Annotated in this window: 27 protein-coding genes; 18 read left to right on the top strand and 9 right to left on the bottom strand. The window is 62.7% G+C overall.

Annotated features, from left to right (window positions below; genetic code table 11):
• Positions 1 to 60: 60 nt before the first annotated feature.
• The 3 genes from ABUH87_RS03900 (at position 61) to ABUH87_RS03890 (ending at position 2,433) form a co-directional block, all read left to right on the top strand.
• On the top strand, positions 61 to 1,095 hold the full coding sequence (locus tag ABUH87_RS03900; protein WP_367770332.1) for an NAD(P)H-dependent flavin oxidoreductase: 1,035 nt from the start codon (positions 61 to 63) through the stop codon (positions 1,093 to 1,095).
• Positions 1,096 to 1,950 carry a formyltetrahydrofolate deformylase gene (purU, locus tag ABUH87_RS03895; RefSeq protein WP_367769812.1) on the top strand — a complete coding sequence of 285 codons (855 nt, stop codon included), beginning with the start codon at positions 1,096 to 1,098 and terminating at the stop codon, positions 1,948 to 1,950.
• Positions 1,951 to 2,031: 81 nt separating this feature from the next.
• The gene (locus ABUH87_RS03890) at positions 2,032 to 2,433 is read left to right on the top strand and encodes a VOC family protein (RefSeq protein ID WP_367769809.1); all 402 of its coding nucleotides are present in this window, start codon (positions 2,032 to 2,034) and stop codon (positions 2,431 to 2,433) included.
• Positions 2,434 to 2,459: 26 nt separating this feature from the next.
• Here ABUH87_RS03890 and ABUH87_RS03885 read toward each other — a convergent pair whose 3' ends face one another.
• Entirely contained in the window at positions 2,460 to 3,212 is a 753-nt protein-coding gene (locus ABUH87_RS03885; RefSeq protein WP_367769806.1) for an SDR family NAD(P)-dependent oxidoreductase, read from the bottom strand.
• A 156-nt stretch (positions 3,213 to 3,368) separates the two neighbouring features.
• Here ABUH87_RS03885 and ABUH87_RS03880 point away from each other — a divergent pair, with 156 nt between their 5' ends.
• From ABUH87_RS03880 to ABUH87_RS03865, 4 genes are all read left to right on the top strand, one after another.
• Positions 3,369 to 4,232: a dienelactone hydrolase family protein gene (locus tag ABUH87_RS03880; protein WP_367769804.1), complete on the top strand. Its 864-nt coding sequence runs from the start codon at positions 3,369 to 3,371 to the stop codon at positions 4,230 to 4,232.
• A 5-nt stretch (positions 4,233 to 4,237) separates the two neighbouring features.
• Positions 4,238 to 4,564 carry a hypothetical protein gene (locus ABUH87_RS03875; protein WP_367769801.1) on the top strand — a complete coding sequence of 109 codons (327 nt, stop codon included), beginning with the start codon at positions 4,238 to 4,240 and terminating at the stop codon, positions 4,562 to 4,564.
• 73 nt (positions 4,565 to 4,637) lie between these two features.
• Positions 4,638 to 5,606 carry an SPFH domain-containing protein gene (locus ABUH87_RS03870; protein WP_367769798.1) on the top strand — a complete coding sequence of 323 codons (969 nt, stop codon included), beginning with the start codon at positions 4,638 to 4,640 and terminating at the stop codon, positions 5,604 to 5,606.
• Positions 5,606 to 6,064 carry an NfeD family protein gene (locus ABUH87_RS03865; protein WP_367769795.1) on the top strand — a complete coding sequence of 153 codons (459 nt, stop codon included), beginning with the start codon at positions 5,606 to 5,608 and terminating at the stop codon, positions 6,062 to 6,064. The genes ABUH87_RS03870 and ABUH87_RS03865 overlap by 1 nt, the downstream gene beginning before the upstream one ends.
• Positions 6,065 to 6,086: 22 nt before the next feature.
• On the opposite strand, the gene ABUH87_RS03860 is transcribed toward ABUH87_RS03865, so the two are convergent.
• The 3 genes from ABUH87_RS03860 to gntA all read right to left on the bottom strand — a co-directional run bounded on the left by ABUH87_RS03860 (position 6,087) and on the right by gntA (position 8,049).
• Complete coding sequence (locus ABUH87_RS03860; protein ID WP_367769792.1) at positions 6,087 to 6,533, bottom strand: hypothetical protein; 447 nt, start codon at positions 6,531 to 6,533, stop codon at positions 6,087 to 6,089.
• A 221-nt stretch (positions 6,534 to 6,754) separates the two neighbouring features.
• The gene (locus ABUH87_RS03855; protein WP_367769789.1) at positions 6,755 to 7,339 is read right to left on the bottom strand and encodes a DUF1989 domain-containing protein; all 585 of its coding nucleotides are present in this window, start codon (positions 7,337 to 7,339) and stop codon (positions 6,755 to 6,757) included.
• Positions 7,336 to 8,049 (bottom strand): guanitoxin biosynthesis heme-dependent pre-guanitoxin N-hydroxylase GntA, encoded by a 714-nt coding sequence (gntA, locus tag ABUH87_RS03850; RefSeq protein ID WP_367769786.1) that lies wholly within the window; start codon positions 8,047 to 8,049, stop codon positions 7,336 to 7,338. Before gntA ends, ABUH87_RS03855 begins: the two co-directional genes overlap by 4 nt.
• A 147-nt stretch (positions 8,050 to 8,196) precedes the next feature.
• Between gntA and ABUH87_RS03845 the strand changes: the two genes are divergently transcribed.
• Positions 8,197 to 9,117: an SDR family NAD(P)-dependent oxidoreductase gene (locus ABUH87_RS03845; RefSeq protein ID WP_367769777.1), complete on the top strand. Its 921-nt coding sequence runs from the start codon at positions 8,197 to 8,199 to the stop codon at positions 9,115 to 9,117.
• Between the two features lie 6 nt (positions 9,118 to 9,123).
• Here ABUH87_RS03845 and ABUH87_RS03840 read toward each other — a convergent pair whose 3' ends face one another.
• The 4 genes from ABUH87_RS03840 to ccmA form a co-directional block, all read right to left on the bottom strand.
• Positions 9,124 to 9,747, bottom strand: coding sequence for a carboxymuconolactone decarboxylase family protein (locus ABUH87_RS03840; RefSeq protein ID WP_367769774.1), 624 nt, complete (start codon positions 9,745 to 9,747; stop codon positions 9,124 to 9,126).
• 68 nt (positions 9,748 to 9,815) lie between these two features.
• Positions 9,816 to 10,961 carry a sulfotransferase family protein gene (locus ABUH87_RS03835; RefSeq protein WP_367769771.1) on the bottom strand — a complete coding sequence of 382 codons (1,146 nt, stop codon included), beginning with the start codon at positions 10,959 to 10,961 and terminating at the stop codon, positions 9,816 to 9,818.
• Positions 10,962 to 11,033: 72 nt separating this feature from the next.
• Positions 11,034 to 11,693 carry a heme exporter protein CcmB gene (locus tag ABUH87_RS03830; protein ID WP_367769768.1) on the bottom strand — a complete coding sequence of 220 codons (660 nt, stop codon included), beginning with the start codon at positions 11,691 to 11,693 and terminating at the stop codon, positions 11,034 to 11,036.
• Complete coding sequence (gene ccmA, locus ABUH87_RS03825) at positions 11,690 to 12,268, bottom strand: heme ABC exporter ATP-binding protein CcmA (RefSeq protein ID WP_367769765.1); 579 nt, start codon at positions 12,266 to 12,268, stop codon at positions 11,690 to 11,692. The genes ABUH87_RS03830 and ccmA overlap by 4 nt, the downstream gene beginning before the upstream one ends.
• A gap of 11 nt (positions 12,269 to 12,279) precedes the next feature.
• On the opposite strand from ccmA, the gene ABUH87_RS03820 reads away from it, so the two are divergent.
• Positions 12,280 to 12,606: a 4a-hydroxytetrahydrobiopterin dehydratase gene (locus ABUH87_RS03820; protein ID WP_367770329.1), complete on the top strand. Its 327-nt coding sequence runs from the start codon at positions 12,280 to 12,282 to the stop codon at positions 12,604 to 12,606.
• Positions 12,607 to 12,623: 17 nt separating this feature from the next.
• Here ABUH87_RS03820 and ABUH87_RS03815 read toward each other — a convergent pair whose 3' ends face one another.
• Positions 12,624 to 13,241, bottom strand: coding sequence for a DNA-3-methyladenine glycosylase family protein (locus tag ABUH87_RS03815; protein ID WP_367769762.1), 618 nt, complete (start codon positions 13,239 to 13,241; stop codon positions 12,624 to 12,626).
• 119 nt (positions 13,242 to 13,360) lie between these two features.
• Here ABUH87_RS03815 and ABUH87_RS03810 point away from each other — a divergent pair, with 119 nt between their 5' ends.
• The 9 genes from ABUH87_RS03810 (at position 13,361) to ABUH87_RS03770 (ending at position 21,490) form a co-directional block, all read left to right on the top strand.
• Positions 13,361 to 13,678, top strand: coding sequence for a 2Fe-2S iron-sulfur cluster-binding protein (locus ABUH87_RS03810; protein WP_367769754.1), 318 nt, complete (start codon positions 13,361 to 13,363; stop codon positions 13,676 to 13,678).
• A 96-nt stretch (positions 13,679 to 13,774) separates the two neighbouring features.
• Positions 13,775 to 14,773: a cysteine synthase A gene (locus tag ABUH87_RS03805; protein ID WP_367769751.1), complete on the top strand. Its 999-nt coding sequence runs from the start codon at positions 13,775 to 13,777 to the stop codon at positions 14,771 to 14,773.
• 16 nt (positions 14,774 to 14,789) lie between these two features.
• Entirely contained in the window at positions 14,790 to 15,134 is a 345-nt protein-coding gene (locus ABUH87_RS03800) for a hypothetical protein (protein ID WP_367769748.1), read from the top strand.
• Positions 15,135 to 15,324: 190 nt separating this feature from the next.
• The gene (locus ABUH87_RS03795) at positions 15,325 to 15,858 is read left to right on the top strand and encodes a Gldg family protein (protein WP_367769745.1); all 534 of its coding nucleotides are present in this window, start codon (positions 15,325 to 15,327) and stop codon (positions 15,856 to 15,858) included.
• Positions 15,859 to 16,198: 340 nt separating this feature from the next.
• Positions 16,199 to 16,699 carry a division/cell wall cluster transcriptional repressor MraZ gene (locus tag ABUH87_RS03790; RefSeq protein ID WP_367769742.1) on the top strand — a complete coding sequence of 167 codons (501 nt, stop codon included), beginning with the start codon at positions 16,199 to 16,201 and terminating at the stop codon, positions 16,697 to 16,699.
• Complete coding sequence (gene rsmH / locus ABUH87_RS03785) at positions 16,696 to 17,670, top strand: 16S rRNA (cytosine(1402)-N(4))-methyltransferase RsmH (protein ID WP_367769738.1); 975 nt, start codon at positions 16,696 to 16,698, stop codon at positions 17,668 to 17,670. The genes ABUH87_RS03790 and rsmH overlap by 4 nt, the downstream gene beginning before the upstream one ends.
• Positions 17,667 to 18,212: a hypothetical protein gene (locus tag ABUH87_RS03780; RefSeq protein WP_367769735.1), complete on the top strand. Its 546-nt coding sequence runs from the start codon at positions 17,667 to 17,669 to the stop codon at positions 18,210 to 18,212. Before rsmH ends, ABUH87_RS03780 begins: the two co-directional genes overlap by 4 nt.
• On the top strand, positions 18,213 to 20,027 hold the full coding sequence (locus ABUH87_RS03775) for a peptidoglycan D,D-transpeptidase FtsI family protein (RefSeq protein WP_367769732.1): 1,815 nt from the start codon (positions 18,213 to 18,215) through the stop codon (positions 20,025 to 20,027).
• Positions 20,024 to 21,490: a UDP-N-acetylmuramoyl-L-alanyl-D-glutamate--2,6-diaminopimelate ligase gene (locus ABUH87_RS03770; RefSeq protein WP_367769729.1), complete on the top strand. Its 1,467-nt coding sequence runs from the start codon at positions 20,024 to 20,026 to the stop codon at positions 21,488 to 21,490. Before ABUH87_RS03775 ends, ABUH87_RS03770 begins: the two co-directional genes overlap by 4 nt.
• Position 21,491 lies beyond the last annotated feature (1 nt).

The following is a 21,491-nucleotide window of genomic DNA, read 5'->3' as shown; positions in this document are numbered from 1 at the left end:
GTGAGGCGCCCCGCCAGCCTAAGGCGCGGGCCTTCCATGACCGGGCAGACGGGAACACCGATGGCATCCAATCCGAAGACCTCCGCGCTGATGGCGCGCGGTGCACAGTTTCTTGGCAGCGAATATGCCATCCTGTGCGGAGCGATGTCGTGGGTGTCGGAACGTAATCTGGTCTCGGCAATCAGCAATGCCGGCGGCTTTGGGGTGATTGCCTGCGGAGCGATGACGCCTGAATTGCTCGACGCCGAGATCGCGGCGACCAAGGCGCTGACGTCGAAGCCCTTCGGCGTAAACCTCATCACCATGCATCCGCAGCTCTTCGAACTGATTGAGGTCTGCGGAAAGCATGGCGTGGGTCATGTGGTGCTCGCGGGCGGCATACCGCCCAAGGGCAGCGTGGAAGCTATCAAAGCCAGCCAGGGAGTAGATGGTGGGGCCAAGGTCATCTGCTTCGCGCCTACGCTGGCCCTGGGCAAGAAGCTGCTGCGCTCCGGCGCAGACGCGCTGGTGATCGAGGGCATGGAAGCCGGCGGACACATCGGTCCGGTCTCCACTTCGGTCCTCGCGCAGGAGATCCTGCCAACCCTCGCCGCCGATCATCTGGTGTTCGTGGCTGGAGGCATTGGTCGGGGAGAGGCTATCGCCGGATATCTTGAGATGGGTGCGGCGGGCGTACAGCTCGGCACGCGATTTGCCTGTGCAAGCGAATCGATCGCTCATCCCGCTTTCAAGCAGGCATTTTTCCGGGCGTCGGCCCGAGACGCCGTCGCATCGGTGCAAGTTGACGCGCGCCTCCCGGTCATTCCTGTTCGCGCGCTGAAGAACAAGGGCACCGAAGCCTTCACCGCCAAGCAGATCGAAGTCGCAAAGCTGTTGGACGAAAGCCAGGTAGTCATGGCCGAAGCGCAGCTTCAGATCGAGCATTACTGGGCCGGCGCCCTGCGGCGTGCGGTGATTGACGGTGACGTGGAGAACGGGTCGTTGATGGCGGGCCAGTCTGTCGGAATGGTGACCAAGGAAGAGCCGGTCGCAGAGATCATCGGAGCACTTGTTGCCGAGTGCGAGACGGCTCTCGATAGGCGAGCGGCGGCATAAATGGCCGAGCCGCTGATCCTTGCGCTCTCATGCGTTGATCGGCCGGGCATCGTTGCCCGCGTGACGGGTTACCTGGCGCAGGCCGGTGGCAACATCATCGAGGCGCAGCAGTTCAACGACCTGGCCGAGAACAAGTTCTTCATGCGGGTGGCCTTCGATCCGGGTGAGGCCGATCGCGAGGACATCCGGGAAGGCTTCGGCCCGATCGCGCACGAGTACGCAATGGCCTGGTCGATGCTGCGCCGGGATCGTCCGCGGCGTGTCTTGCTGATGGTTAGCAAGTTCGACCATTGCCTTGCTGACTTGCTGTACCGCCACCGGATCGGCGAACTCACGATGGAAGTGGTGGGCATTGTCTGCAACCACCCTCGCGATGTGCTGAACGTCTCCCTTATTGGCGACATTCCGTTTTATCACCTGCCGGTCACCAGGGATACCAAGGCTGCGCAAGAGGCGCAGGTACGAGCCATCGTCGAGGAGAGCCGGGCAGAGCTGGTGGTGTTGGCGCGATACATGCAGATCCTCTCGGACGAGATGGCCGGCTACCTTTCAGGGCGCTGCATCAACATTCATCATTCCTTCCTACCCGGTTTCAAGGGCGCCAAGCCCTATCACCAGGCCCATGCGCGCGGCGTGAAGATGATCGGTGCAACGGCGCACTACGTGACAGCCGATCTGGATGAAGGGCCGATCATTCACCAGGACGTGGAAGCCGTCACTCACGCGGACACGCCTGATGATATGGTTCGCAAGGGGCGGGACATTGAGCGCCGGGTTCTGGCTGAGGCGGTTCGCCTGCATCTGGAGGATCGGGTGCTGCTGAACGGCGCCCGCACGGTTGTGTTCCGCAGCTAAAATCGCGGCAGGGCGCGGTATTGCCCTTGCCCATCGGACGGAGCAACCTCATCACAGTGCGAAAAGCACGGGAGAGCGTCCATGCGCGTCAGCGGCATCGATCACGTCAATATTCTTGCTCAGGATCTGGATGAGACCGCCGGATTCTATGAACGGGTGCTTGGTCTCACGCGCAGCGACAACCTTGCGGTTGCTCCGACTTTTCGGGGCGCTTGGATGCGCGATGAGACAGGCGCTGCTATCGTCCATCTGGTGTGGAAGGATCCGGCGTCGGACCGTTATGACGGTTACGTACCGGGGCAATCCACAAACGCAGTGCACCACGTGGCATTTCGATGCGAGGGCTTCGACAACATGCGGGCCAAGCTTGATAGCATGGGAATTGCCTATCGCGTCAACGATCGGCAGCACGGCCCTATCCGCCAGATCTTCCTGGCGGACCCCAATGCCGTGAACATCGAGCTGAACTTCGCCGCTGATTGAGAGCGGAAGGGCGCTCGCCTCCCCGTTCAGTTTTCAATCATCAGCGTACCCAGCAGCCCCCCATCGACAGCCAGACGCTGCGCGGTAACATGGCTGGCGCTATCCGATAGCAGGAAGGCTGCGACCTCGGCGGCTTCCTCTGCCGTTCCGATGCGCTTTTGCGGAACGCGGCGCGCCATTTGCGCCTTGAAGCTCTCTGGCACGCCGGCGAGCATCGGCGTGTCGATGAAGCCGGGATTGATGACGTTGCAGCGCACCCCATGCGGCGCGGCCTCCATGGCGACACCCATCGCGAGCCCGAGAGCCGCATGCTTGCTGGCGAGATACCCGATGTTCCCCGCCATGCCCGTTTCCGCCGCAAGGCTGCCGGTGATGAGAATGGCTCCGCGGCGCCGTTCAATCATGGCAGGCAGGACGTGGCGAATGGTCCAGAACAGCGAGGCGACGTTCACCCGCATCACATCCTCGAAAGCTGCGTCGGTGTAATGGGGCGTGGCCGCGAACATGCCTTCGGTGGCGGCATTCAGGAACAGGGCGTCGATCGGACCGTGACCCGCCGCAGCTTCGTCAAGCGCGCGGATGACCTGGTCCTGCTGGCCCACATCGGCCGAGACCCAGCGCGCGTTTAAGCCAATCTCGGCGCAGATAGACCCGAGTACATCGGATCGGCGCGCCAGGAGTGTCACTTTGCCACCGAGCTCTGCAATGCGGCGTGCAGTCGCAAGGCCGATCCCGCTTGATGCGCCGGTAATCACCGCATGGCGGCCGCTGAAGTCCATGAACTTTCCCCTCTGTCGAACGGCCACCTGGTCTCGCGACGGGACCCGCCGAACCCCAAGTGCGTTCAGGATCGTCAGGGAACCAATTTCGCTGGCTGGCTCGTCGGCTCTTGGCTACCTTGTGCCGCGGACAAGACAAGACCGGAGCGCAACCGCATGTGTGAAGACGCGACTCACGACGACAGGATTGGCCTGAACCTTAGCCGCCGTGATTTCGCTGTGCTCGGTGCCGCAGCTGCGCTCGCCGGGTGTGCCGGCGAACTCCGTGCCGGAAGTTCCGGGAACGATCTGCGCGAACGAATGGTGGAGATCAGCACGGCCGACGGCGTCGCGGACGCCTTCTTCGTCCACCCGGCTGAGGGGGCTCATCCGGGCGTGATCATGTGGCCCGACATAGCGGGACTGCGTGAGGCGAAGAAGGTGATGGCGCGGCGGCTGGCTGCGGCGGGCTATGCGGTCCTTTGCGTGAATCAGTACTATCGTGGTGGGCCTGCGCCGATCCTGAACAGCTTTTCGGAGTTCCGGACGCCAGAGGGGCAAGCTCGGATCAAGCCGCTGCGTGAGGCGCTCACTCCAGCGGCGATCACGCGTGACGCAGCTGCCTACGTCGCGTTCCTTGATGGAGAAGCCGCCGTAGATAAGGCGCGCGGGATTGCCAGCAACGGGTACTGCATGGGCGGTCCGTTCACCGTTCGCACCGCTGCTGCCGTGCCCAGCCGCGTGAGGGCGGCCGCATCGTTCCATGGTGCAGGCCTCGTGACGGACGAACCGGACAGCCCGCATCGCTTGCTGGACCAGACAAAAGCTGCGTATCTCTTCGCAATTGCGCGCAACGACGATGCAAAGGATCCCGCAGCGAAGGAGCAGCTTCGCAAGGCGGCCGATGCTGCCAATGTTCCGGCGGAGATCGAGGTATACCCGGCCGATCATGGCTGGTGCGTCCCGGACTCGCCAGCCTACGATCCTAACGCAGCAGACGAGGCCTGGCAGCGTATGCTCGTGCTTTTCGGAACGGTCTGAAATCGATGCGTTCGGACGGCCAGCTTCATGTTCTGGTCGTCAGTCAGAGCATCGATGCTCTGAAGGGAGCATGGTGGCCCCCGGGTAGTCACAAGGATCTGGCGCTTCATTATGCAGGCAGCCTCGACGAGGCGCGAACGATGTTAGCGCTTGAGCCCATCGATCTGATGATTGTCAGCGCAGGCCTCGGTCTTTCCGAGCGTCTAGCGATCGCCCGTGCCGCCTTTGAACAGAGCGACAGCATCACGGTACACATGAAGGACAAGGCGTCGGGGCAGGCCGGCCTTATTCCCTTCATCGAACGCGTGATTGCCGCACGCCAGAGGGGCTGATCCTCCGGTTCTGCTTGTGGGCTGGCGGGCAGGCGTTAGGATCGGCGGAGACCAATCCTCGGGAACGGAAGCCATGGCCGGTTTACTGATAGCGCTGATCGTCGTGGTGGTGGTGTTTCTGGTGATGGGCGTGCGGGTCGTGCGCCAGGGATACGTCTATACCATCGAACGTCTGGGGAAGTTTACACTGGCAGCCGAGCCCGGCCTCCATCTCATCATCCCCTTCGTCGATCGCGTGGGCCAAAAGGTCAACGTGATGGAGCAGGTGCTCGACATTCCGGGCCAGGAGATCATCACCAAGGACAACGCCATGGTCGGCGTAGATGCCGTGGTCTTCTTCCAGGTGCTCGATGCGGGCAAGGCCGCATACGAGGTGCACAACCTCAACCCCGCCATCATGGCGCTCACGACTACGAACCTGCGCACAGTCATGGGATCGATGGACCTCGACGAGACCCTTTCGAAGCGCGACGAAATCAATGCGCGCCTGCTTTCAGTGGTTGACCATGCAACGTCACCTTGGGGCGTGAAGATCACGCGGGTCGAGATCAAGGACATCCGCCCGCCGCTCGACATTTCCAATGCTATGGCGCGACAGATGAAGGCGGAGCGCGAGAAGCGCGCCGAAATTCTAGAGGCGGAAGGACGCCGCGCATCGGAAATCCTCAAGGCGGAAGGTCAGAAACAGTCGCAGATCCTGGCCGCGGAGGGACGTCGCGAGGCCGCGTATCGCGACGCGGAAGCGCGCGAACGCGAGGCGGAAGCAGAGGCGAAGGCGACGCAGATGGTGAGCGACGCCATCGCGCAATCCGGCGTTCAAGCGATCAACTACTTCGTCGCTCAGAAATACACCGATGCAGTTGCGAAGTTCGCCACCTCTCCGAATGCCAAAACGATCCTTTTCCCGGTGGAGGCGACACAACTGATCGGCACGTTGGGCGGCATTGGAGAACTCGCCAAGGAAGCGCTCCGCGAGGGCGAAACATATACGCAGCCGCGCCGGAGCACGGTGCCTCCATCGGGTGAACGTAGAGAGACGTGATGAACGTGATGGACGCGCTGAACGACCTCGACGCGCATTTTGCCTGGCTGGCGATCGGGCTTGTGCTGGCAATCGCCGAAATGGCGATCCCCGGCATGTTCCTGATCTGGATGGCCGGCGCTGCGCTGATCACCGGAGTCCTTGTATGGCTGCTGCCGATCGGCTTTCCGCTGCAGATCCTGATATTCGCTTTGCTCTCGCTCATCGCGGTGTTCGCCGGACGCAAATACCTGGCGCGCCATCCGGTCATCGGCGCCGATCCGCTGATGAACCGGCGGGCGGCGCGCTCTGTCGGAGAGACGGTCGTGGTGATCCAGGCGATCATTGGAGGTAGCGGACGGGTTCGCCTGGGAGACAGTGAGTGGCTGGCCCGCGGCGATGATGCCGCCCCCGGCACTCGCCTCCGGATCGTTGGGGCTGACGGAGTTGTTCTGATCGTCGCCCCTATTCCCCACTGACCCTGCCGCCGGCGTCGATGGTTCAGCCACCCCTCTGGGGGGCCGGATGCGCCTCGCTGGGGAATATGCCCGCCATGGCGAGCGCAGCGCCTACCTTCGTGAGCGAATCAAGCAGGTCTCCGACCGCTTCTTCTTGCACCATCAGTTCAAGCGTCCCGCGGGCCATCCCGGCGCCTTGATCGCGGAGCGCGATAATCAGGCTCAGTATGACCGCTTCGTGTTCCGAAACGCGGCTGCAGGCCAGAGGCGCAAACCCGAATGTCTCCAAAGCATCGCGGTTGAAGAGGAGCATCGTGCGGTGAAAGGCCTGGAGCCCACCGATCATGCGCCATCTTGCGAAAGCCGGGGCGAGCGCCTGTGCGGGGCAGGTGCGCTGGCCCATGGAGGTGACCCAGGCGCGCATCGACCAGACGAGGAAGCGGCTTCCGCAGTCGAGCTTCTCGAGTTCGCGATCGACGAATTGGTACATTCCGGCATCTCCTCAGGCGTTCTCAAAAAGGGGTTTTATTTGCGAACGATTATCATTAGCGAGTGATACGCGGCTCAGTCGTTCGGTCAACCCCTTGCGGAAGATCCTGCGGCAGAGCGGCTCGGAACGGCGTCAGTCATGGGGCGCCGCTCTCATCTCCCCACCTTTCAGTCGGGGCGGGCGTGGCTGCCCGCTCCGGCCTTGTTGAAGGGTTTTCGAGCTCAGTCTGTGATCTGGTAGTCAATCGGCTTGAAGCTGCCGCCATTGCTGTCGTAGGCCGAGCACGCGGTCAGGCCGATTATGAGGTCCTTTTCCGCGCGCAGCGAAACCGAATCGCCGGCACGGCTAACCGGCGGCAGAACGCGCACTTTGCCGGCTTCGTCTACCGGAACGTTCATGAAGCAATTGAAGGCGACGGGAATCGAATCGGGTTCGATTTCCCAAGGCTTCAGAGCTTCTGCCAGATTGCCGAAGCACCCCCGGTGTACTGGCTTGTCGGGATAGAAGTGGCGGAAGGTTTGCTCACTGCACGGGGTCAGCAAGAAATCGTGGCGGCCCACCGAATCCGCCTCGATGTTCAGCAGCACATTGGAGCGATTAGACCAAAGGCGATTGCCGGTGGTGAGCGTTATCGTCTCCTCATAATCGAATGTGCGTCCGTTGCTGATCACCTCCCGCGGATCATCGCGGCTGAAGGCAAGCAGATCCGCGACCTGAACTCCCTCAGGATCGATCACGGTAAGGAGTTGTCCTGCGCGCAGTTCGAAACCGGCAGCGGACCGAGGTGCTATTCGTTGTGGGCTCACTCTGCAGCTTCCAGTGGTTCTGGCTTGTCGAGACGGGGGTCAGAAAAAGGGCATCGCCATCCGTCACCGACGAGCCGTCCACTGTACTGCGCAGCTTCGCTTGCATCTCCGTGCCGGGCCAGCATCGGGTTCACGGAGCCGGCCAACTTCTCGTCCCGTGCGAGAATCGTCTTGCGGATCGTCTCGTACTTGCCCTGGTCGCGCAGCTGCTCAAACTGATCGTGCAGGTTGAAGACGAGGACAGGGTGGCTGAAACGCCGGGCAGGGCGGCTGGCATTCGGGTGCATGCCCACCACGAAGAAACCTTCCCCTCCAAAGCTGAGTGAGAAGTGCGGATCTTGGGGGTCGCTGCTCACACGAGGATCATACGGCTGCTTCAGCCATGCATCCTTGTCCGCCAACGACTGGATCCGCTCCCACATGGCGCGCTCGAACCGCTCTTCGGAAAGCGGCCCTGGGCTGGCGAAGATGAAGGCGATGCTTCGGAAAAGGCCAGGTTCCTCCCGGTAGCGGAACGCCCATTCCAGCAGTTCGCGATGGATTCGCACATCGTCCCAGCCGCTCTCGATAGACCAGCAAACGACGGTCTTGAGCGTACCATGGGCAAGAGCGGATTTGGCGCCGACGCACGGGAATTCCTGCTCGCGAACAAAGCTCGCGAACTCCTCCTGCAGCTCCAACTCCCCCGTTGACGTGATCTGTGGTCCCATTTTTCTCTATCAATCGACTTGATGTAACATCAAGTTCTGCCTTGTTACCGGGGAAAAGGTCGTCAGGCGCCGGAAGGTTCCCTTCTTGCCCTTTGGTCGGGCATGAAGACAACTACGCTGAAGGCAGGCGGCAGGGAGGAGTGCCCGATGGACCGAGGTTTCACTGTTCAGGACAAAGCCATTGTGGTGACGGGCGGCGCGCGCGGGATCGGGCTTGCGCAGGCGCGGCTGCTCGCACAGCACGGTGCCAAAGTGGTGATCGTGGACAACGGTTCAGCTCTCTCTGGCCGCGGCGTTCAGAGCAGCGCAGCGCAGGAGGCCGCCGACGCAATTGCCGAGGCGGGTGGCATAACGAAAGGATGTTCGGCGGATCTATCCACGCTCGCCGGCTGCGAGGAGGCGATTGCCACCTGCATCGAGGCATACGGAACGATCGATGGCCTGTGCCACTATGCGAGCCCCTGCCCAGACTTGAAGGGGCCCGAGGCAATAGAGGATCAGGACGTTGAACTCTTGCTGGCGGTCAACCCGGTGGCGGCGATGCGGCTGGCTCGAGCGGCCTGGCCGAAAATGCGTGCGCAGGGTTTCGGTCGCGTAGTCCTGGCCCCGTCTGCCGCACTCTACGGAGCAGCGGGGAATACGCCTTATGCGGCCGCCAAGGCGGCCTTGATCGGAGTGGTGCGATGCCTTGCCGTTGAAGGTGCGGCAGTTGGGATCCGCGTCAACGGCGTGCTCCCCGCAGCGCAGACCCGGATGACTGAAGGCTTCTTACATGAGCCTTACGCAACCTGGTTCTTCGAACGCATGGCACCCGAGCGGGTGGCCGCGGGCGCGGCATGGTTGCTGTCTGAGGATTGCGACCTGACAGGAGAAATCCTGGCCTTGGGAGGCGGTCGCATAGCGCGCATGCGGCTTGCGGAAGGAGAGGGTGCTTTTGCTGCCGATGACACTGCGGATGCGGTTGAGACCGCCATCCGAAGTGCCATGGGAGAGGTGCACGCCAACTTTCCTGGCGACCTTGCAGAGCGCAGCGCGAAAGTAGCTGCGCTCTTCGGGCCGCCGTCCTAAGCCGCCTTACCGATAATCAAAGCCGCCCTTGGGCTGGATCTTGAGTGAGTTCTGCTGCAGCGCCGTCATGAGATAGGCACCTACCAGCATGGGCACTTCCAGCATCTGCTTCTCGGAGTAAGTCTTCGCGAGCGTGTCCCACGTGCCATCGGACATGCAGTGGTCTGCGATCAATTCTTCCACTGCCCGCAGCAGGGCAGCTTCGTGCTCGGTCCAGCCCTTTGCTTCGGAGCCTTGGATCACGCGCTCGATCTCTTCGGGCGTGACGCCAAAAGCCTTGCCGATGTCCACGTGCTCGCACCATTCGAACGGCGCGCCAGCCAGCAGCGCGATGCGCAAAATGGCCAATTCGCGTTCGCGTGCGGGAATGGTTCCACGCGCAGCCAGTTCGATACCCAGCACCATCTGGCCCTTGAACATGCCGGGGTGCCGCAGTGTAATCAGGCTCACATCGGGAAAGGGACGGTCCTCAGGGATGCTGAAGGCGGAGCGGATTTCGTCAACCTGCTCCTGACCCTCGGCAGAGATTTCATCCAGCTTGAGCGGCGCATAGCGCGGCCCTCCGGCAATCACCTGCTTCTCGCGAGCGGCGGTGTCGAATTCATGCTTGCCGGTAACGGGCTGGCCCATGCTTGTTCCTCTCCTGGTCAGGTTTGTGCTTGCCTTACCTGCTCGTGTTGAGCGGGCAAGGGGGCAAGTCATTGTGGCTCGGCGTAGGGAGCCCACTTGCGCATGTGCAAAAGGTACTCGGAGAACTGCGAGCGCACCTGCGCAGCATCCAGGCCAAACTGGGCGGGATCGGGCTTGACCGCACGCTCGCGCTCGTCATTTTGCGCCCACCAGAGTGCCATGGCCCTTGCGAACTCGGGTGAGACATCCTCTCCCAGCCAGGCGTATAGCCCGCGCACTTCGCCAAGGGGGTCCTGCTGCATCGCCTTGAAGTGGATATCATAGAAGCGTGCGTCGTTACTCTCTTGCGAGCGGAAGGCGATGGCGCGCCGCATGCCCTCCGACCATGTGCGCAGGTTGAGCTCGCCGATGTACCTGTGATCCAGAGTGTCTGTGAACCGCCCCATGATGTCAGCGTAAACCGCGCAGACCGAGAGAAGCACGTCTGACGGATCGCGGTGGGTCATGACGAACCGCGCATCAGGAAAAGCGGCGTCAAGCGCACCGAGGTAGAGCAGATGTGATGGCGCCTTGAGACGCCAGGGGCGTTGGGGTTCGCCCCACTGCAGGAGCTTCAACGCCCGTTTTTCGTAGGCGTACGTGGCCGTGAGGTCGGCTTCGAGAAGCCAATCCGCGTAACTGGGGATCTTGGCGAACGAGAGAAAGATCTGGCTCGCCATGCTGAGCGCCATCAAGTCCTGGCACTCCATTGCTCCGTCGATGCCGGTGGGCGTGCGGGTTCCTCCCTGCAGTTCGCCGTCAAGCGCACCTGCCGCATTGCCGCGTCTCGGGTCTGGCCCCACGACGGTCGCCGGTGGGGGGCAGGGTTGGGCGCTCTCCCAGACGCGCAAGTACCGGACGGCAGGGTCGCTGGAGAGAAGGAACGAGAGCGCGGAGGATCCTGTTCGTGGAAGGCTGACGCCGAAGAGGGGCTGTCGGATTTCTCCCTCGGCAATCTCGGGATGACGATCGTACCAGCCCTCGATCATCAGGCGCTGCTTCAGATGAAGGACGATCCGATCATACACAGCGTGTTCGCCAACTGCGTTGAGATTGGCTTCGCGCTCAAGGCCCGAGACGAGCACTTCGAGACCTTTCCGGTAGTCGTCGCTCCCGAAGTTGTCCAAGCCGGTCTCGCTCCGGGCCTTTTCGATGAGTTCGCGTTCGCGGGTCACCGGCTGTTATCCTCTCGCTTGTTTTCCGGCTTTATGCCTGCGCAAGGGCGAGAGCGGCAATCGCAGGGACGATCAGTCGCGAGAGGCGCGTACTGCGGCGCCTCCGGCAAAGGGAGCAACTGCGACGAGGACGAGGCTGACCGCGCCAGTAAGGGCGACGCCGCCTTCTCCGCCCGTCGAGAGGCTCCCGGCCCCAAAGATCAACAGCGGCACGCCAAGTGGGATGATCAGTAGGCCCGCAAGCGCCGCTCCTCCCCGCAGACCGGCCGTGATGGCCGCTACTGCCACGCCCAGTGCGGCCAGTCCCGGAGTGCCGGCAAGAAGGCCCAGTTCCACGATGAGCAAGCCGCGTGCATCAAGGCCCAGCAGCGCGCCCGCCGGAAGTGCGGCGAGCATGAGCGGTGGGCCGAAACTCAGCCAGTGTGAGATCACGCGCACCGCGATGACCCACTCCTCGCTTATTCCCCGCAAGGCCCATTGATCGAACATCCCGCGCTCCAGGTCTGGTTCGATCAGGCGGTCGAGTGGGAGAATCGCAGCAAGCAGAGCTGCCACCCAGATCACGCCGCCTCCGGTGCGTGCCAGCAGGGGCGCATCCGGTCCCACGGCGAAGGGATAGATCATCGCAACGGCAAGGAAGAACAGGACGGGCAGCACCGCGCCGCCACCCTGACCGGAACCGAGCAGCCGACCCAGATCGCGCCGCAGCAGAGCGGTGAAGAGCCGGATCATACGGCATATTCCTGAAGTGCGAGCATGGTCATGTTCGGCAGCGCGAACGGCTGGTGAGAGGCTATCAGAGCGATGCCCCCGGATGCACAATGTGCAGCGGTGAGATCCTCAACCACACGAGCGGCGTGAACGTCGAGTCCGTTCAGCGGTTCGTCCAGCAGCCAGATCGTCGCGTTCTGCCCCAGGAGGCGCGCCATGGCGGCGCGCTTGCGCTGGCCTGTCGAGAGGTAGCGCACCGGAACATCGAGCAGTTCTCTCAACCCAAGCGCTTCCACCGCCGCGGGGCTGCGAGCATCGATGCTGCTCCAGAAGGCCAGAGCGCGGCCAAGAGGAAGATCGGGGTCGAGCGCGGCGCGCTCATCGAGCAGGCCGGTCTCTCCCACCCGCTCTATCGTACCAGCGAACGGACGGGTCAGGCCCGCCAACAGTCTCAGCAGGCTGGACTTGCCCGTGCCGTTGGCGCCTGCAACCTGCATCGCCTGTCCGCCCTCGATGCCGAATGTAACACCGCGAAACAGCAAACGGTCGCCCCGTCGGCAGGCAAGGTCATGTGCTGCGATGCGGGGCTCTTGCATGGTTGGGCGCGATAGGGGATGTCGCGAGAGCTGCCAAGGAGAGCGCCATGACGATAGCACGCTTGACCGAAACCGAGCGCGAGAAGGCGCTTGCCTCCCTGCCGGGCTGGTCCCTTCGTGAGGATGGGCTTGCCATTACTCGCACGTTGCGCTTCGCAGACTTCAACGGTGCGTTCGGGTTCATGACGCGGGTGGCAATGCAAGCAGACAAGGCCGATCATCACCCCGAATGGTTCAATGTCTACAACCGGGTTGAGATCACTCTCACAACGCACGACGCTGGTGGGGTGAGCGTGCGCGACGTGGACATGGCGCGATTTATCGACTCGATTGCCTGAGACGAGCCGGCAGCGGCTCAAAGAGCGGCATTGTTGTAGCAGTGCCAAGTGAAGATCGCGGCGGCCCCCCGGTGGGGGCGCCAACCTTCTGCAAGCGTCCGGGTTTGCTTTTCATCAGGGCGGGCGGGCAGTGCCAGGATCTTGTGCAGACCCGCCTGGACGGCAAGATCTCCTGCCGGCCAGATGTCCGGCCGTCCTTCTGCGAACAGGAGATAGATCTCGGCAGACCATCTGCCGATGCCCTTGATGCGGGTCAGTTCGACGATCGCCTCCTCATCATCGGCAGGCAGGTTCTCCAGGTTCAGAGTTCCCGCGACCACCAGCTCGCACAGAGAGCGGGCATATCCCTGTTTCTGGCGTGAGAGGCCACAGGCCCGCAGGGCGTCGAACTCGCTCTGGAGAAGGCGCTCCGGGGGGAGGCCCTCGCCAAGGAGCGCCTCCAGTCGCTTCCAGACCGAGGCTGCCGCGGCCACGCTGACCTGCTGTCCTACGATGGTGCGAAGAAGCGTCGCATAGCCGGTGGCGCGGATACGCGGCTCGGGATAACCCGCAAGCCGGAGAGCCCGCGCCATGGCCGGTTCGTGGGCCGCTATCGCGTCCAGCCCTTCACGTAGTGCCTGTGCTTCTAGTCCCATGGGTTCCGGTTGCCTTGCAAAAGCGGGAGCCACCTACTAGCAGCCTGCGGCGAAGGCTTGTATAGGCCCGCGCTGTGAGACATTGCGTATCACAGGATCGAGAAGGGGACAGAAGCGACATGCCGCAGATCATCGTTGTCAATCAGTCTGGTGAAGAGTCCAACGTGGAGGCGAGCGAAGGTCGCACGCTGATGGAAGTGATCCGCGACAGTGGTTTCGACGAGCTTCTGGCGTTGTGCGGCGGCTGCTGTTCCTGCGCGACCTGCCACGTACACATCGATCCGGCCTTCTTCGACAAGCTCCCGGCGATGAGTGAAGACGAAAACGATCTGCTGGACAGCTCTGAACACCGTAACGAATACTCGCGTCTTTCCTGCCAGGTGCCGATTTCGGGCGTGCTGGAAGGCTGCAAGGTCACGATCGCGCAGGAAGACTGAGGTTCAGGCGTCTGAAATGGACGTTCAGCGACTGTTTTCGGGCGGGCCCGGCGTAAAGGGTTTGCGCCGGGCGATCCAAGTTCCTACTTCCCGCCCATGACCGCGCCTGACGCTCGCAGCTCCACTCTCGATCTCATCGGCAACACGCCTCTTGTGCTCCTAAAAGGGCCCAGTGAGGCTGCGGGTTGCGAGATATGGGGCAAGTGCGAATTCGCCAATCCAGGCGCCTCGGTAAAGGACCGGGCGGCGCTGTGGATCGTGCGTGACGCGGAGGCCAAAGGGCAACTCCAACCCGGCGGCACTATCGTCGAGGGAACAGCCGGCAACACCGGCATTGGGATGGCCCTGGTCGCCAACGCGCTTGGTTACCGCACGGTCATTGTCATGCCGGAGACTCAGTCGCGCGAAAAGATGGACACCTTGCGTGCGCTTGGTGCTGAACTTGTCCTCGTGCCGGCAGCGCCTTTTTCCAATCCGGGCCACTTCGTGCATACCTCGCGCCGCCTCGCCGAAGAGACACAAGGCGCGATCTGGGCAAATCAGTTCGACAATACGGCAAATCGCAAAGCGCACATCGAAAGCACTGCGCCGGAAATCTGGCAGCAGATGGGAGGGCGCATAGACGGGTTCACCTGCGCGGCAGGCACGGGCGGCACGATTGCCGGTGTGGGCATGGGCCTCAAGTCGTATGACGAGAACGTCACGATCGCCTTGACGGACCCGCACGGAGCCGCGCTTTACAACTACTATGCCAATGGCGAGTTGAAGGCCGAAGGCTCCTCTGTTGCGGAAGGTATTGGCCAGGGCCGCATTACGGCGAACCTTGAAGGCGCTCCGATCGATACGCAATTCCGGATCTCGGACGAGGAGGGCTTGAACTGGGTTGGCCGGCTGCTGTCGGAGGAGGGCCTTTGCCTCGGCCTTTCTTCCGGCATCAACGTGGCCGGTGCGGTCCAGCTTGGGCGTCATCTGGGGCCAGGGTCACGTGTGGCTACTATCCTGTGCGATACCGGGTTCCGGTACCTCTCATCCCTTTACAATCCTGCGTGGCTTGAGGCCAAGGGGCTCCCGGTCTTCCCTTGGCTTGCGCAGTAGGGTATCCATCTTGCCGATGGCAGGGAACGTTCCGCCTCGCATAGTCGAGCCGATCACCACAGCCCAGCATTTCACGCCCCCTTCTGCGCGCGAACTGCGCGCGCAGGCGGTCCACCGGCTGCAGGTTGGCGTATTCGGTCTTTCTGCGATGCTCCTGATCGTGGGGTTGGCGAACATTATCATGGATCGCGCCAGGCTCACCGATGTTCGCGAGCCGGTGGAGGAAGTTATCGCGGCCGATGCGCAGCCCAAGAAGACGGGTAGCGAACCATTAGCGGACATCGGCGTTGTTCCATCGGCAGACCCCACGCCTGAGATCGGAGCGACGCCTGTTCAGCCAACAGCCTCATTCGCGCCTTAGCATTCTGCGCATTGTCGGCGGCCTGCTGGCGACGCTCTCGCTTGTCGCTTGTGGAACCCGGCAAAACGAGGTTGTCACTACCGACTCGGCGGTAATCGGCCTTTCGACAAGCTTGCCGCTCCTCTGGTCCGAAAGTGGGGACATTCGGGGACAGCTTGCCGGACGGGCGCCTGCTCATTGGGCTCTGAGTATGTTCGAGCAAAGAGGGCGAGTGGTTCCGCTCGATACTCTTGCGGGCCCAGACGGGAAGCTCTCGCTACCGCGCAATGGATTGCTCATCCTGGCTCAGCCAAGGGCTCTTTCGCCCGATGAGAACGTGGCGCTTGATGCGTGGGTGCGGAGCGGAGGGCGTCTGCTGCTTTTTGCTGATCCGATGCTGACGGCGGACTCAGAATATCCCTTGGGAGATCCTCGCCGGCCTCAGTCCATGGCGATGTTGTCGCCCATCCTGACTCATTGGGGCGTCGAACTGGAGTTCGATGTAGACCAACCGGCCGGAGAGAGAGCCGCTGAGATCTTCGGCGCTACCTTGCCTGTGAACTTGCCCGGCCAGTTCAGAGTGCTGCCGGATTCGAATTGCCGAATCGAAGGCGGCGGGCTGGCTGTGGATTGCAAGATTGGCGAAGGTCGCGTCATTGCCATTGCTGACGCCGCGCTCTTCGATGGGGATAATGCGGGAAGAGACGCCCCATTGAGAGCCTTTCTGGACCGAATCGCCTCCTGATCAACTGCCGCATTCACCTCTATCGGGGAGAGTGCGGGATAGTTGGTAACTCACCCTTCTTGGACGGATACTTAGGTTATCTGCTGCTTTTGCGGCTCCGGCGGGGCGTTGCTGAGCGGCGCTCTCACGGCTCCTACGGCTATTTCGGGCAGTTCGTCCCATTCGTCCCCACTTTTCCCTTTTCGGCCCGTCTGTAAGGGGCTAATACGAAGGCCAATCGGAATGGCTGAACTCGCCGGGACCGCTTTGGTCACGGAAAGCCGATCCCGCTCGAATGGCGGGTTCGGGGCGGGGTGGGTTGTTTTCGGGACGGGGCATCTCAGGGAACGAGTCGGCAAAGATGGCGGGGCAGCCGTTGATCTATCGAGGACAGGGCTTCTCGCTTCGACGCGACAAGAACCGCTTCGTGCTGCCCAATCTGTTCCGCGGGACTGTCCGCGAATCGAGCCAAGCGCCGATTCTCTGCCTGGCGAAGCACGACCGTTGGCCCTGCCTCGTCGGCTACGGTCTTTCCCGTGTGAACGAGTTCGAGAACATCATCGAGCAGGAGCGTGAGTTTGCCATGAAGTCCGGTCAGCCATTCGACCGCGACATGCTGGCCATGACGCTCTACAATTATCACGAGATCCCGTTTGACGGCAGCGGGCGCTTTGTCCTGCCTGAGGATCTCGCCACGCTCGCCGAGGTTGACGATCAGCTCTACTTTCAGGGCGCGGGCCAGTATTTCTTCGTGTTCGCGCCTGATGCGCTCGCTGCCATGACTGAGCCGACGTTCAAGGGCGCTCAGGTTTCCTGCGCAAGTCTTGCCGCTGCCGAGTTGAAGAAGGCCGTGCGCAAATGACCGCAGGACTGTCTTCCGAACCTCATATCCCCGTTCTGCTGGAGGAAGTCGTCGAAGCGCTGCGCCCTGCCCCGGGAGCAGTGATCGTCGACGCCACGTTTGGTGCCGGCGGTTACACGCGCCGTCTGCTGGATGCCGGCGCAACGGTGCACGCTTTTGATCGCGATCCTGATGCGATTGCTGCCGCCCGCGACAATCCGGCGCGTTGGCCCGAACTTCACGCATCCGAACCCCGCCTCGTGCTTCACCCGCGACGGTTTTCCGAGATGGTGGCAGCGCTTGCAGAGCTGGGGATAGCGCGGGTGGACGGCATTGCGATGGATATCGGAGTGTCGTCCATGCAGTTGGATCAACCCGGGCGCGGCTTTGCCTTCTCCAGCAATGGTCCGCTGGACATGCGCATGAGTCAGGAGGGTGAATCCGCGGCCGATTTCTTGAACTCAGCTGATGAGAGCGCCATCGCCGATGTGCTCTATCTTTACGGCGAAGAGCGCCAGTCGCGTCGTGTGGCGCGCGCCATCGTGGCTGCGCGCCCGCTGGTGACGACTGGCGATCTTGCGCGCGTGGTGAGGAAGGCCCTGGGATATCACGCTGGAGCACCCAAGGACCCGGCGACGCGAACTTTCCAGGCCATCAGGATTCATGTGAACGGCGAGCTGGATGAACTGGGGGTTGGCCTCTCCGCAGCCGAGGCGCTCCTTGGTGTGGGAGGGCGACTGGCGGTGGTCTCTTTCCACTCACTGGAAGATCGCGTCGTCAAACAGTTCTTGCGTGAAGCGAGCGGGGCGACTGCCTCCGCCTCGCGCCACATGCCGCAGGCGCCAGTGCAGCAGGAACCGACGTTTGCGAAGGTATCCAAGGCTGTCCGCGCCAGTGAGAGCGAAGTGGCAGCCAATCCCCGTTCCCGTTCCGCCACCCTGCGCAGCGCTGTGCGTACCGAAGCCCCCGCTCGCGAGAGGAAATCCGCATGAATCTCACTAGAGACCGCGTTCACTCGATTGGCTGGATGACCGTGCTGCTGGTTTGCGGTGCGTTCAGCGTGGCGTTGATGCTCCGCGTGAATGCGGTGAAGAGCCAGGTCGCGGCCACCGAGAAGCGGATCGTCTATCTGCAGCGGGACATCGATTTCCTCCAGACAGAGTTTCAGACACGCTCCAATCAGCAGCAGCTTAAGACCTTGAATGACGTGGAGTTCGGCTATGAGGCTCCGCGCGCCGAGCAATATATCGAGGGCGAACGTCAGTTGGCGGCTTTGGGCAAGGCCCCCGCTCCCGGCGCTCCTGAGCCGATCCGCTTTGCAAGCGCCGCGGTTGCGGCTGAGGAGGCGGAGAGCGCGGGTAGCAGGCTCCTCGCCATGGTTTCGCCTGTAACCGGCGCCACAGCAGCCGCTCCTGCGCGAGAGGAGGCGGAGCGGGAGACTTCCACCGATGCCGAGGCGAAAGCGCTGGCCCGTGACGCGAAGGACCTGAGCAAGCGATTGGCGCGCATCGAGCTGGCAGGGGGTGCGCAGTAGATGGCTTCTCGCGCCATCTCGTCTGAGGCTGCCTTCGGGCGCATGGCGGAGGCAGCGCGTGTGGAGAACGCGCCTCGTCTGGCGTTTTCGAATCCTGACCCGGTACGTCCCACGGTGCCCCTATCCACAGGACGCCACCGGCTCGTCAATGTACGCCAGCGAGCACTTGTCGTCGCGAAGTGGCGCGCTTTGTGGGTGCTGTGTGGTTTCGCGCTGCTGGCGATCTGCGCGCTGGTGCGCCTGGGTTTCCTCGGGCTAACCGGCGGCTCCTCGTACAGCGCCGACATTCGAAGCCTGCTGCTGCCGGCGCGCGGAGTGATCGTCGACCGAAACGGTTCGCCGCTCGCGCGCGATTTCCGGGTCTATTCGCTTTGGTTCAACCCCGAGGCAATGACCGACGGGCCGCCGCTCGTTGGACAACCGCAAGAGGTTGCGGAGAAGCTGCACGCAATCTTCCCCGATTTGGATAGCGCGGAGGTGGCGCGCAAGCTCGCCTCTGGCCGCGCAGGCTATCTGCGTCGCTCGATCCTCCCTGAGGACGCGAACCGCGTTCACGCCATCGGTGAGCCGGCTCTGCAGTTTCCGCAGGAGACTTCCCGCTTTTACCCGCAGGGGTCGATGGCCGCGCACGTGCTCGGCTTCGTCGATGCCGGCGGCAATGGCAAAGTGGGTATGGAGCAGGTGTTCGACGCGCACCTGAAATCGGAGGAGGGGCGTGCAAAAGGCACGGCGCTTTCCATCGATGTACGTGTTCAGGGTGCTTTGGAGGATGAACTGGGCCGTGGAATGGCGCTATCCAACGCCAAGGGTGCCGCGGGAGTTGTGCTCGACGTAGACACTGGTGAGGTGTTGGCGCTGGCGTCGCTTCCTTCGTTCGATCCCAACAAGATCGATCGTGACAGCACGCCGAACATTTTTAACCGCGTGACCAATCAGGTCTACGAACTGGGATCGACGTTCAAGCCGATCACTGTGGCTGCGGCGCTCGACGCAGGAACGATCACCGATCTGGGGCGGCGCTGGCCCGCTGCGCCCCTGCATGTGGCCCGCTTCACCATCCGGGACAGTCACAGCATGGGTACGTCTCTGAATGTTCCTGAGACGCTGATGCACTCGTCGAACGTCGTCACCGCGCAGATCGCGGATGAACTCGGCGGGGCGCGGATGAAGAAGACCATGGAATCGCTCGGCATGAACGAGCGCCCGAGGATCGAACTGCCGGCGCGGGGCTTCCCGATTTGGCCCTCGGGTCAATGGCCCCGCCTGCGTACGATGACGGTATCGTACGGCCACGGCATCGCCGTGACACCGCTTCACCTTGCGGCTGCCTACGCCGCTCTCGTGAACGGCGGCATCTGGCGACCGACGACACTGCACAAGCTGGAGGCCGGCCAAGTGCCTGAGGGCCGCCGCGTGTTCACCGCCGCCACCAGTGCTCGCATGCGGCAGTTGTTGAGGATGATTGTCTCTTACGGCACGGGCCGTAAAGCCGATGCTCCCGGTTTTCGGATTGGAGGCAAGACCGGTTCGGCGGAAAAGCCAGGAGCGGGCGGGTACCGGCGCAGTTCGCTGATCGCGACTTTCGCAGCTGCATTTCCGATGGATCATCCGCGCTATGTCGTCATCGCCATGCTGGACGAGCCGCAGGGTACTCAGGCAACCTCGTTCCAGCGCACGGCCGCCTGGAACGCAGCGCCGGTTGTCAGTCGTGTGGTGCCCCGGATTGGCCCGCTGCTCGGGATCATGCCTGACGAGACGCGCGATGTGGATATCTCGGATCTGAAGCCGCTTGTCCCAGGGGAGATCAAGGAGTGAAGCTCTCTGTTCTTGCGCAAGCGGTCGGCGTGGCATTGCCTCAGGGGCCTGACGCGAACATCACCGGCTTTGCCACCGATCATCGCAAGGTGGCGCCCGGCACGGTTTTCGGCGCATTCCGAGGCGCGAGGGTCAACGGCGAGGACTACATCCCCGCTGCCATAGAGGCCGGTGCCGTCGCGATCGTAGCCGCGCCTGGAGCAGTAGTGGAGGGCGCAGTCCACATCGCAAGCGCAGAGCCGCGGCACACTTTCGCTCAACTCGCAGCCGGCTTCTTCGTGCCGGTGCCGGAGACTCTGGTTGCGGTGACGGGAACCAACGGGAAGACCTCCACTGTCGAACTGACGCGCCAACTGTGGCGCATGATGGGGCTGCGGGCAGCTTCGATCGGAACGCTCGGGGTAACGACCAGCGACGAAAGTGTTTCCACCGGTCTCACCAGCCCGGATATCGTCACGTTCCTGGCGAACCTTACCGGACTTGCGCGCGAAGGCGTTACGCATGTTGCCTATGAAGCTTCTAGTCATGGCCTCTCCCAGTATCGCAGCGAGGGCCCGCGAGTGGCCGCAGCCGCGTTCACGAATCTGAGCCGCGATCATCTCGACTACCACGCGACGATGGAGGAATACTTCGCGGCCAAAATGCGGCTCTTCGACGAGGTTGTCGAAGAGCAGGGTACAGCGGTCATCTGGACTGACGATGCGTGGTCGCAGAAGGCCATCGCTCACGCCACGCAACGCGGTCTCAGGCTCTTTACCGTTGGTGCGCAGGGGGGCGACATCAGGTTGCTCGATCGGGTGCCGAGTGCTTTGGGTCAGACACTCCACATCGAGCACGCCGGCGTCGCTTTGAAGATCGAGCTGCCGCTGATCGGAGCGTACCAGGCGGCCAATGCGCTCGTCGCGGCGGGGCTGGTTCTGGCGACGGGTGGCCAACCTGCGCAGACCTTCGACGCCATGAAGCGCCTGCAGACGGTTCGTGGGCGACTTGAGCGCGCGGCGGTATCCGCGAAAGGTGCGCCGATCTACATCGACTATGCGCACACGCCGGATGCTCTCTCGGCAGCCATCGATGCGCTTCGCCCCCACGTCGCCGGACGCCTGATCGTCGTCTTCGGTGCGGGAGGAGACCGCGACCAGGGTAAGCGGCCGGAGATGGGCCGCGCAGCGTGTGGGGGCGCTGACACCGTAATCGTCACTGACGACAATCCCCGTGGCGAGGATCCCGCTGTGATCCGCGCCATGGTGCTTGGCGGCTGCGACGGTCGGGCAAAGGAAATCGGAGAACGCCGCGATGCCATCGGCGCGGCGATCGCTGAAGCCGGGAGCGGGGACATCGTCCTCGTGGCTGGCAAGGGGCACGAACAGGGGCAGGTGGTCGGCAGCGGCGCAGACATGCGTGTGCTGCCATTTGATGACGTAACTGTCGCCAGAGAAATGTCTGGCGCCTTGGGAGACCGTTGAA

It is taken from the genome of Novosphingobium rhizovicinum, assembly GCF_040813635.1.
Taxonomy (GTDB): domain Bacteria; phylum Pseudomonadota; class Alphaproteobacteria; order Sphingomonadales; family Sphingomonadaceae; genus Novosphingobium; species Novosphingobium rhizovicinum.
Note: the sequence above shows the minus strand (reverse complement) of the source record. Positions and strands in the feature narration are given on the sequence as shown.

What these genes read in the sequence shown, in the direction of transcription:
- ccmA (WP_367769765.1), bottom strand. Translation starts at nt 12,268, where the DNA reads ATGCAAGAGCCCCGCATCGCAGCACATGACCTTGCCTGCCGACGGGGC.
- ABUH87_RS03810 (WP_367769754.1), top strand. Translation starts at nt 13,361, where the DNA reads ATGCCGCAGATCATCGTTGTCAATCAGTCTGGTGAAGAGTCCAACGTG.
- ABUH87_RS03880 (WP_367769804.1), top strand. Translation starts at nt 3,369, where the DNA reads ATGTGTGAAGACGCGACTCACGACGACAGGATTGGCCTGAACCTTAGC.
- ABUH87_RS03865 (WP_367769795.1), top strand. Translation starts at nt 5,606, where the DNA reads ATGAACGTGATGGACGCGCTGAACGACCTCGACGCGCATTTTGCCTGG.
- ABUH87_RS03900 (WP_367770332.1), top strand. Translation starts at nt 61, where the DNA reads ATGGCATCCAATCCGAAGACCTCCGCGCTGATGGCGCGCGGTGCACAG.
- gntA (WP_367769786.1), bottom strand. Translation starts at nt 8,049, where the DNA reads ATGGGACCACAGATCACGTCAACGGGGGAGTTGGAGCTGCAGGAGGAG.
- ABUH87_RS03885 (WP_367769806.1), bottom strand. Translation starts at nt 3,212, where the DNA reads ATGGACTTCAGCGGCCGCCATGCGGTGATTACCGGCGCATCAAGCGGG.
- ABUH87_RS03890 (WP_367769809.1), top strand. Translation starts at nt 2,032, where the DNA reads ATGCGCGTCAGCGGCATCGATCACGTCAATATTCTTGCTCAGGATCTG.
- ABUH87_RS03860 (WP_367769792.1), bottom strand. Translation starts at nt 6,533, where the DNA reads ATGTACCAATTCGTCGATCGCGAACTCGAGAAGCTCGACTGCGGAAGC.
- ABUH87_RS03830 (WP_367769768.1), bottom strand. Translation starts at nt 11,693, where the DNA reads ATGATCCGGCTCTTCACCGCTCTGCTGCGGCGCGATCTGGGTCGGCTG.
- ABUH87_RS03780 (WP_367769735.1), top strand. Translation starts at nt 17,667, where the DNA reads ATGAATCTCACTAGAGACCGCGTTCACTCGATTGGCTGGATGACCGTG.
- ABUH87_RS03875 (WP_367769801.1), top strand. Translation starts at nt 4,238, where the DNA reads ATGCGTTCGGACGGCCAGCTTCATGTTCTGGTCGTCAGTCAGAGCATC.
- ABUH87_RS03795 (WP_367769745.1), top strand. Translation starts at nt 15,325, where the DNA reads ATGTTCGAGCAAAGAGGGCGAGTGGTTCCGCTCGATACTCTTGCGGGC.
- ABUH87_RS03845 (WP_367769777.1), top strand. Translation starts at nt 8,197, where the DNA reads ATGGACCGAGGTTTCACTGTTCAGGACAAAGCCATTGTGGTGACGGGC.
- ABUH87_RS03805 (WP_367769751.1), top strand. Translation starts at nt 13,775, where the DNA reads ATGACCGCGCCTGACGCTCGCAGCTCCACTCTCGATCTCATCGGCAAC.
- ABUH87_RS03840 (WP_367769774.1), bottom strand. Translation starts at nt 9,747, where the DNA reads ATGGGCCAGCCCGTTACCGGCAAGCATGAATTCGACACCGCCGCTCGC.
- ABUH87_RS03870 (WP_367769798.1), top strand. Translation starts at nt 4,638, where the DNA reads ATGGCCGGTTTACTGATAGCGCTGATCGTCGTGGTGGTGGTGTTTCTG.
- ABUH87_RS03775 (WP_367769732.1), top strand. Translation starts at nt 18,213, where the DNA reads ATGGCTTCTCGCGCCATCTCGTCTGAGGCTGCCTTCGGGCGCATGGCG.
- ABUH87_RS03800 (WP_367769748.1), top strand. Translation starts at nt 14,790, where the DNA reads ATGGCAGGGAACGTTCCGCCTCGCATAGTCGAGCCGATCACCACAGCC.
- ABUH87_RS03790 (WP_367769742.1), top strand. Translation starts at nt 16,199, where the DNA reads ATGGCGGGGCAGCCGTTGATCTATCGAGGACAGGGCTTCTCGCTTCGA.
- rsmH (WP_367769738.1), top strand. Translation starts at nt 16,696, where the DNA reads ATGACCGCAGGACTGTCTTCCGAACCTCATATCCCCGTTCTGCTGGAG.
- ABUH87_RS03815 (WP_367769762.1), bottom strand. Translation starts at nt 13,241, where the DNA reads ATGGGACTAGAAGCACAGGCACTACGTGAAGGGCTGGACGCGATAGCG.
- purU (WP_367769812.1), top strand. Translation starts at nt 1,096, where the DNA reads ATGGCCGAGCCGCTGATCCTTGCGCTCTCATGCGTTGATCGGCCGGGC.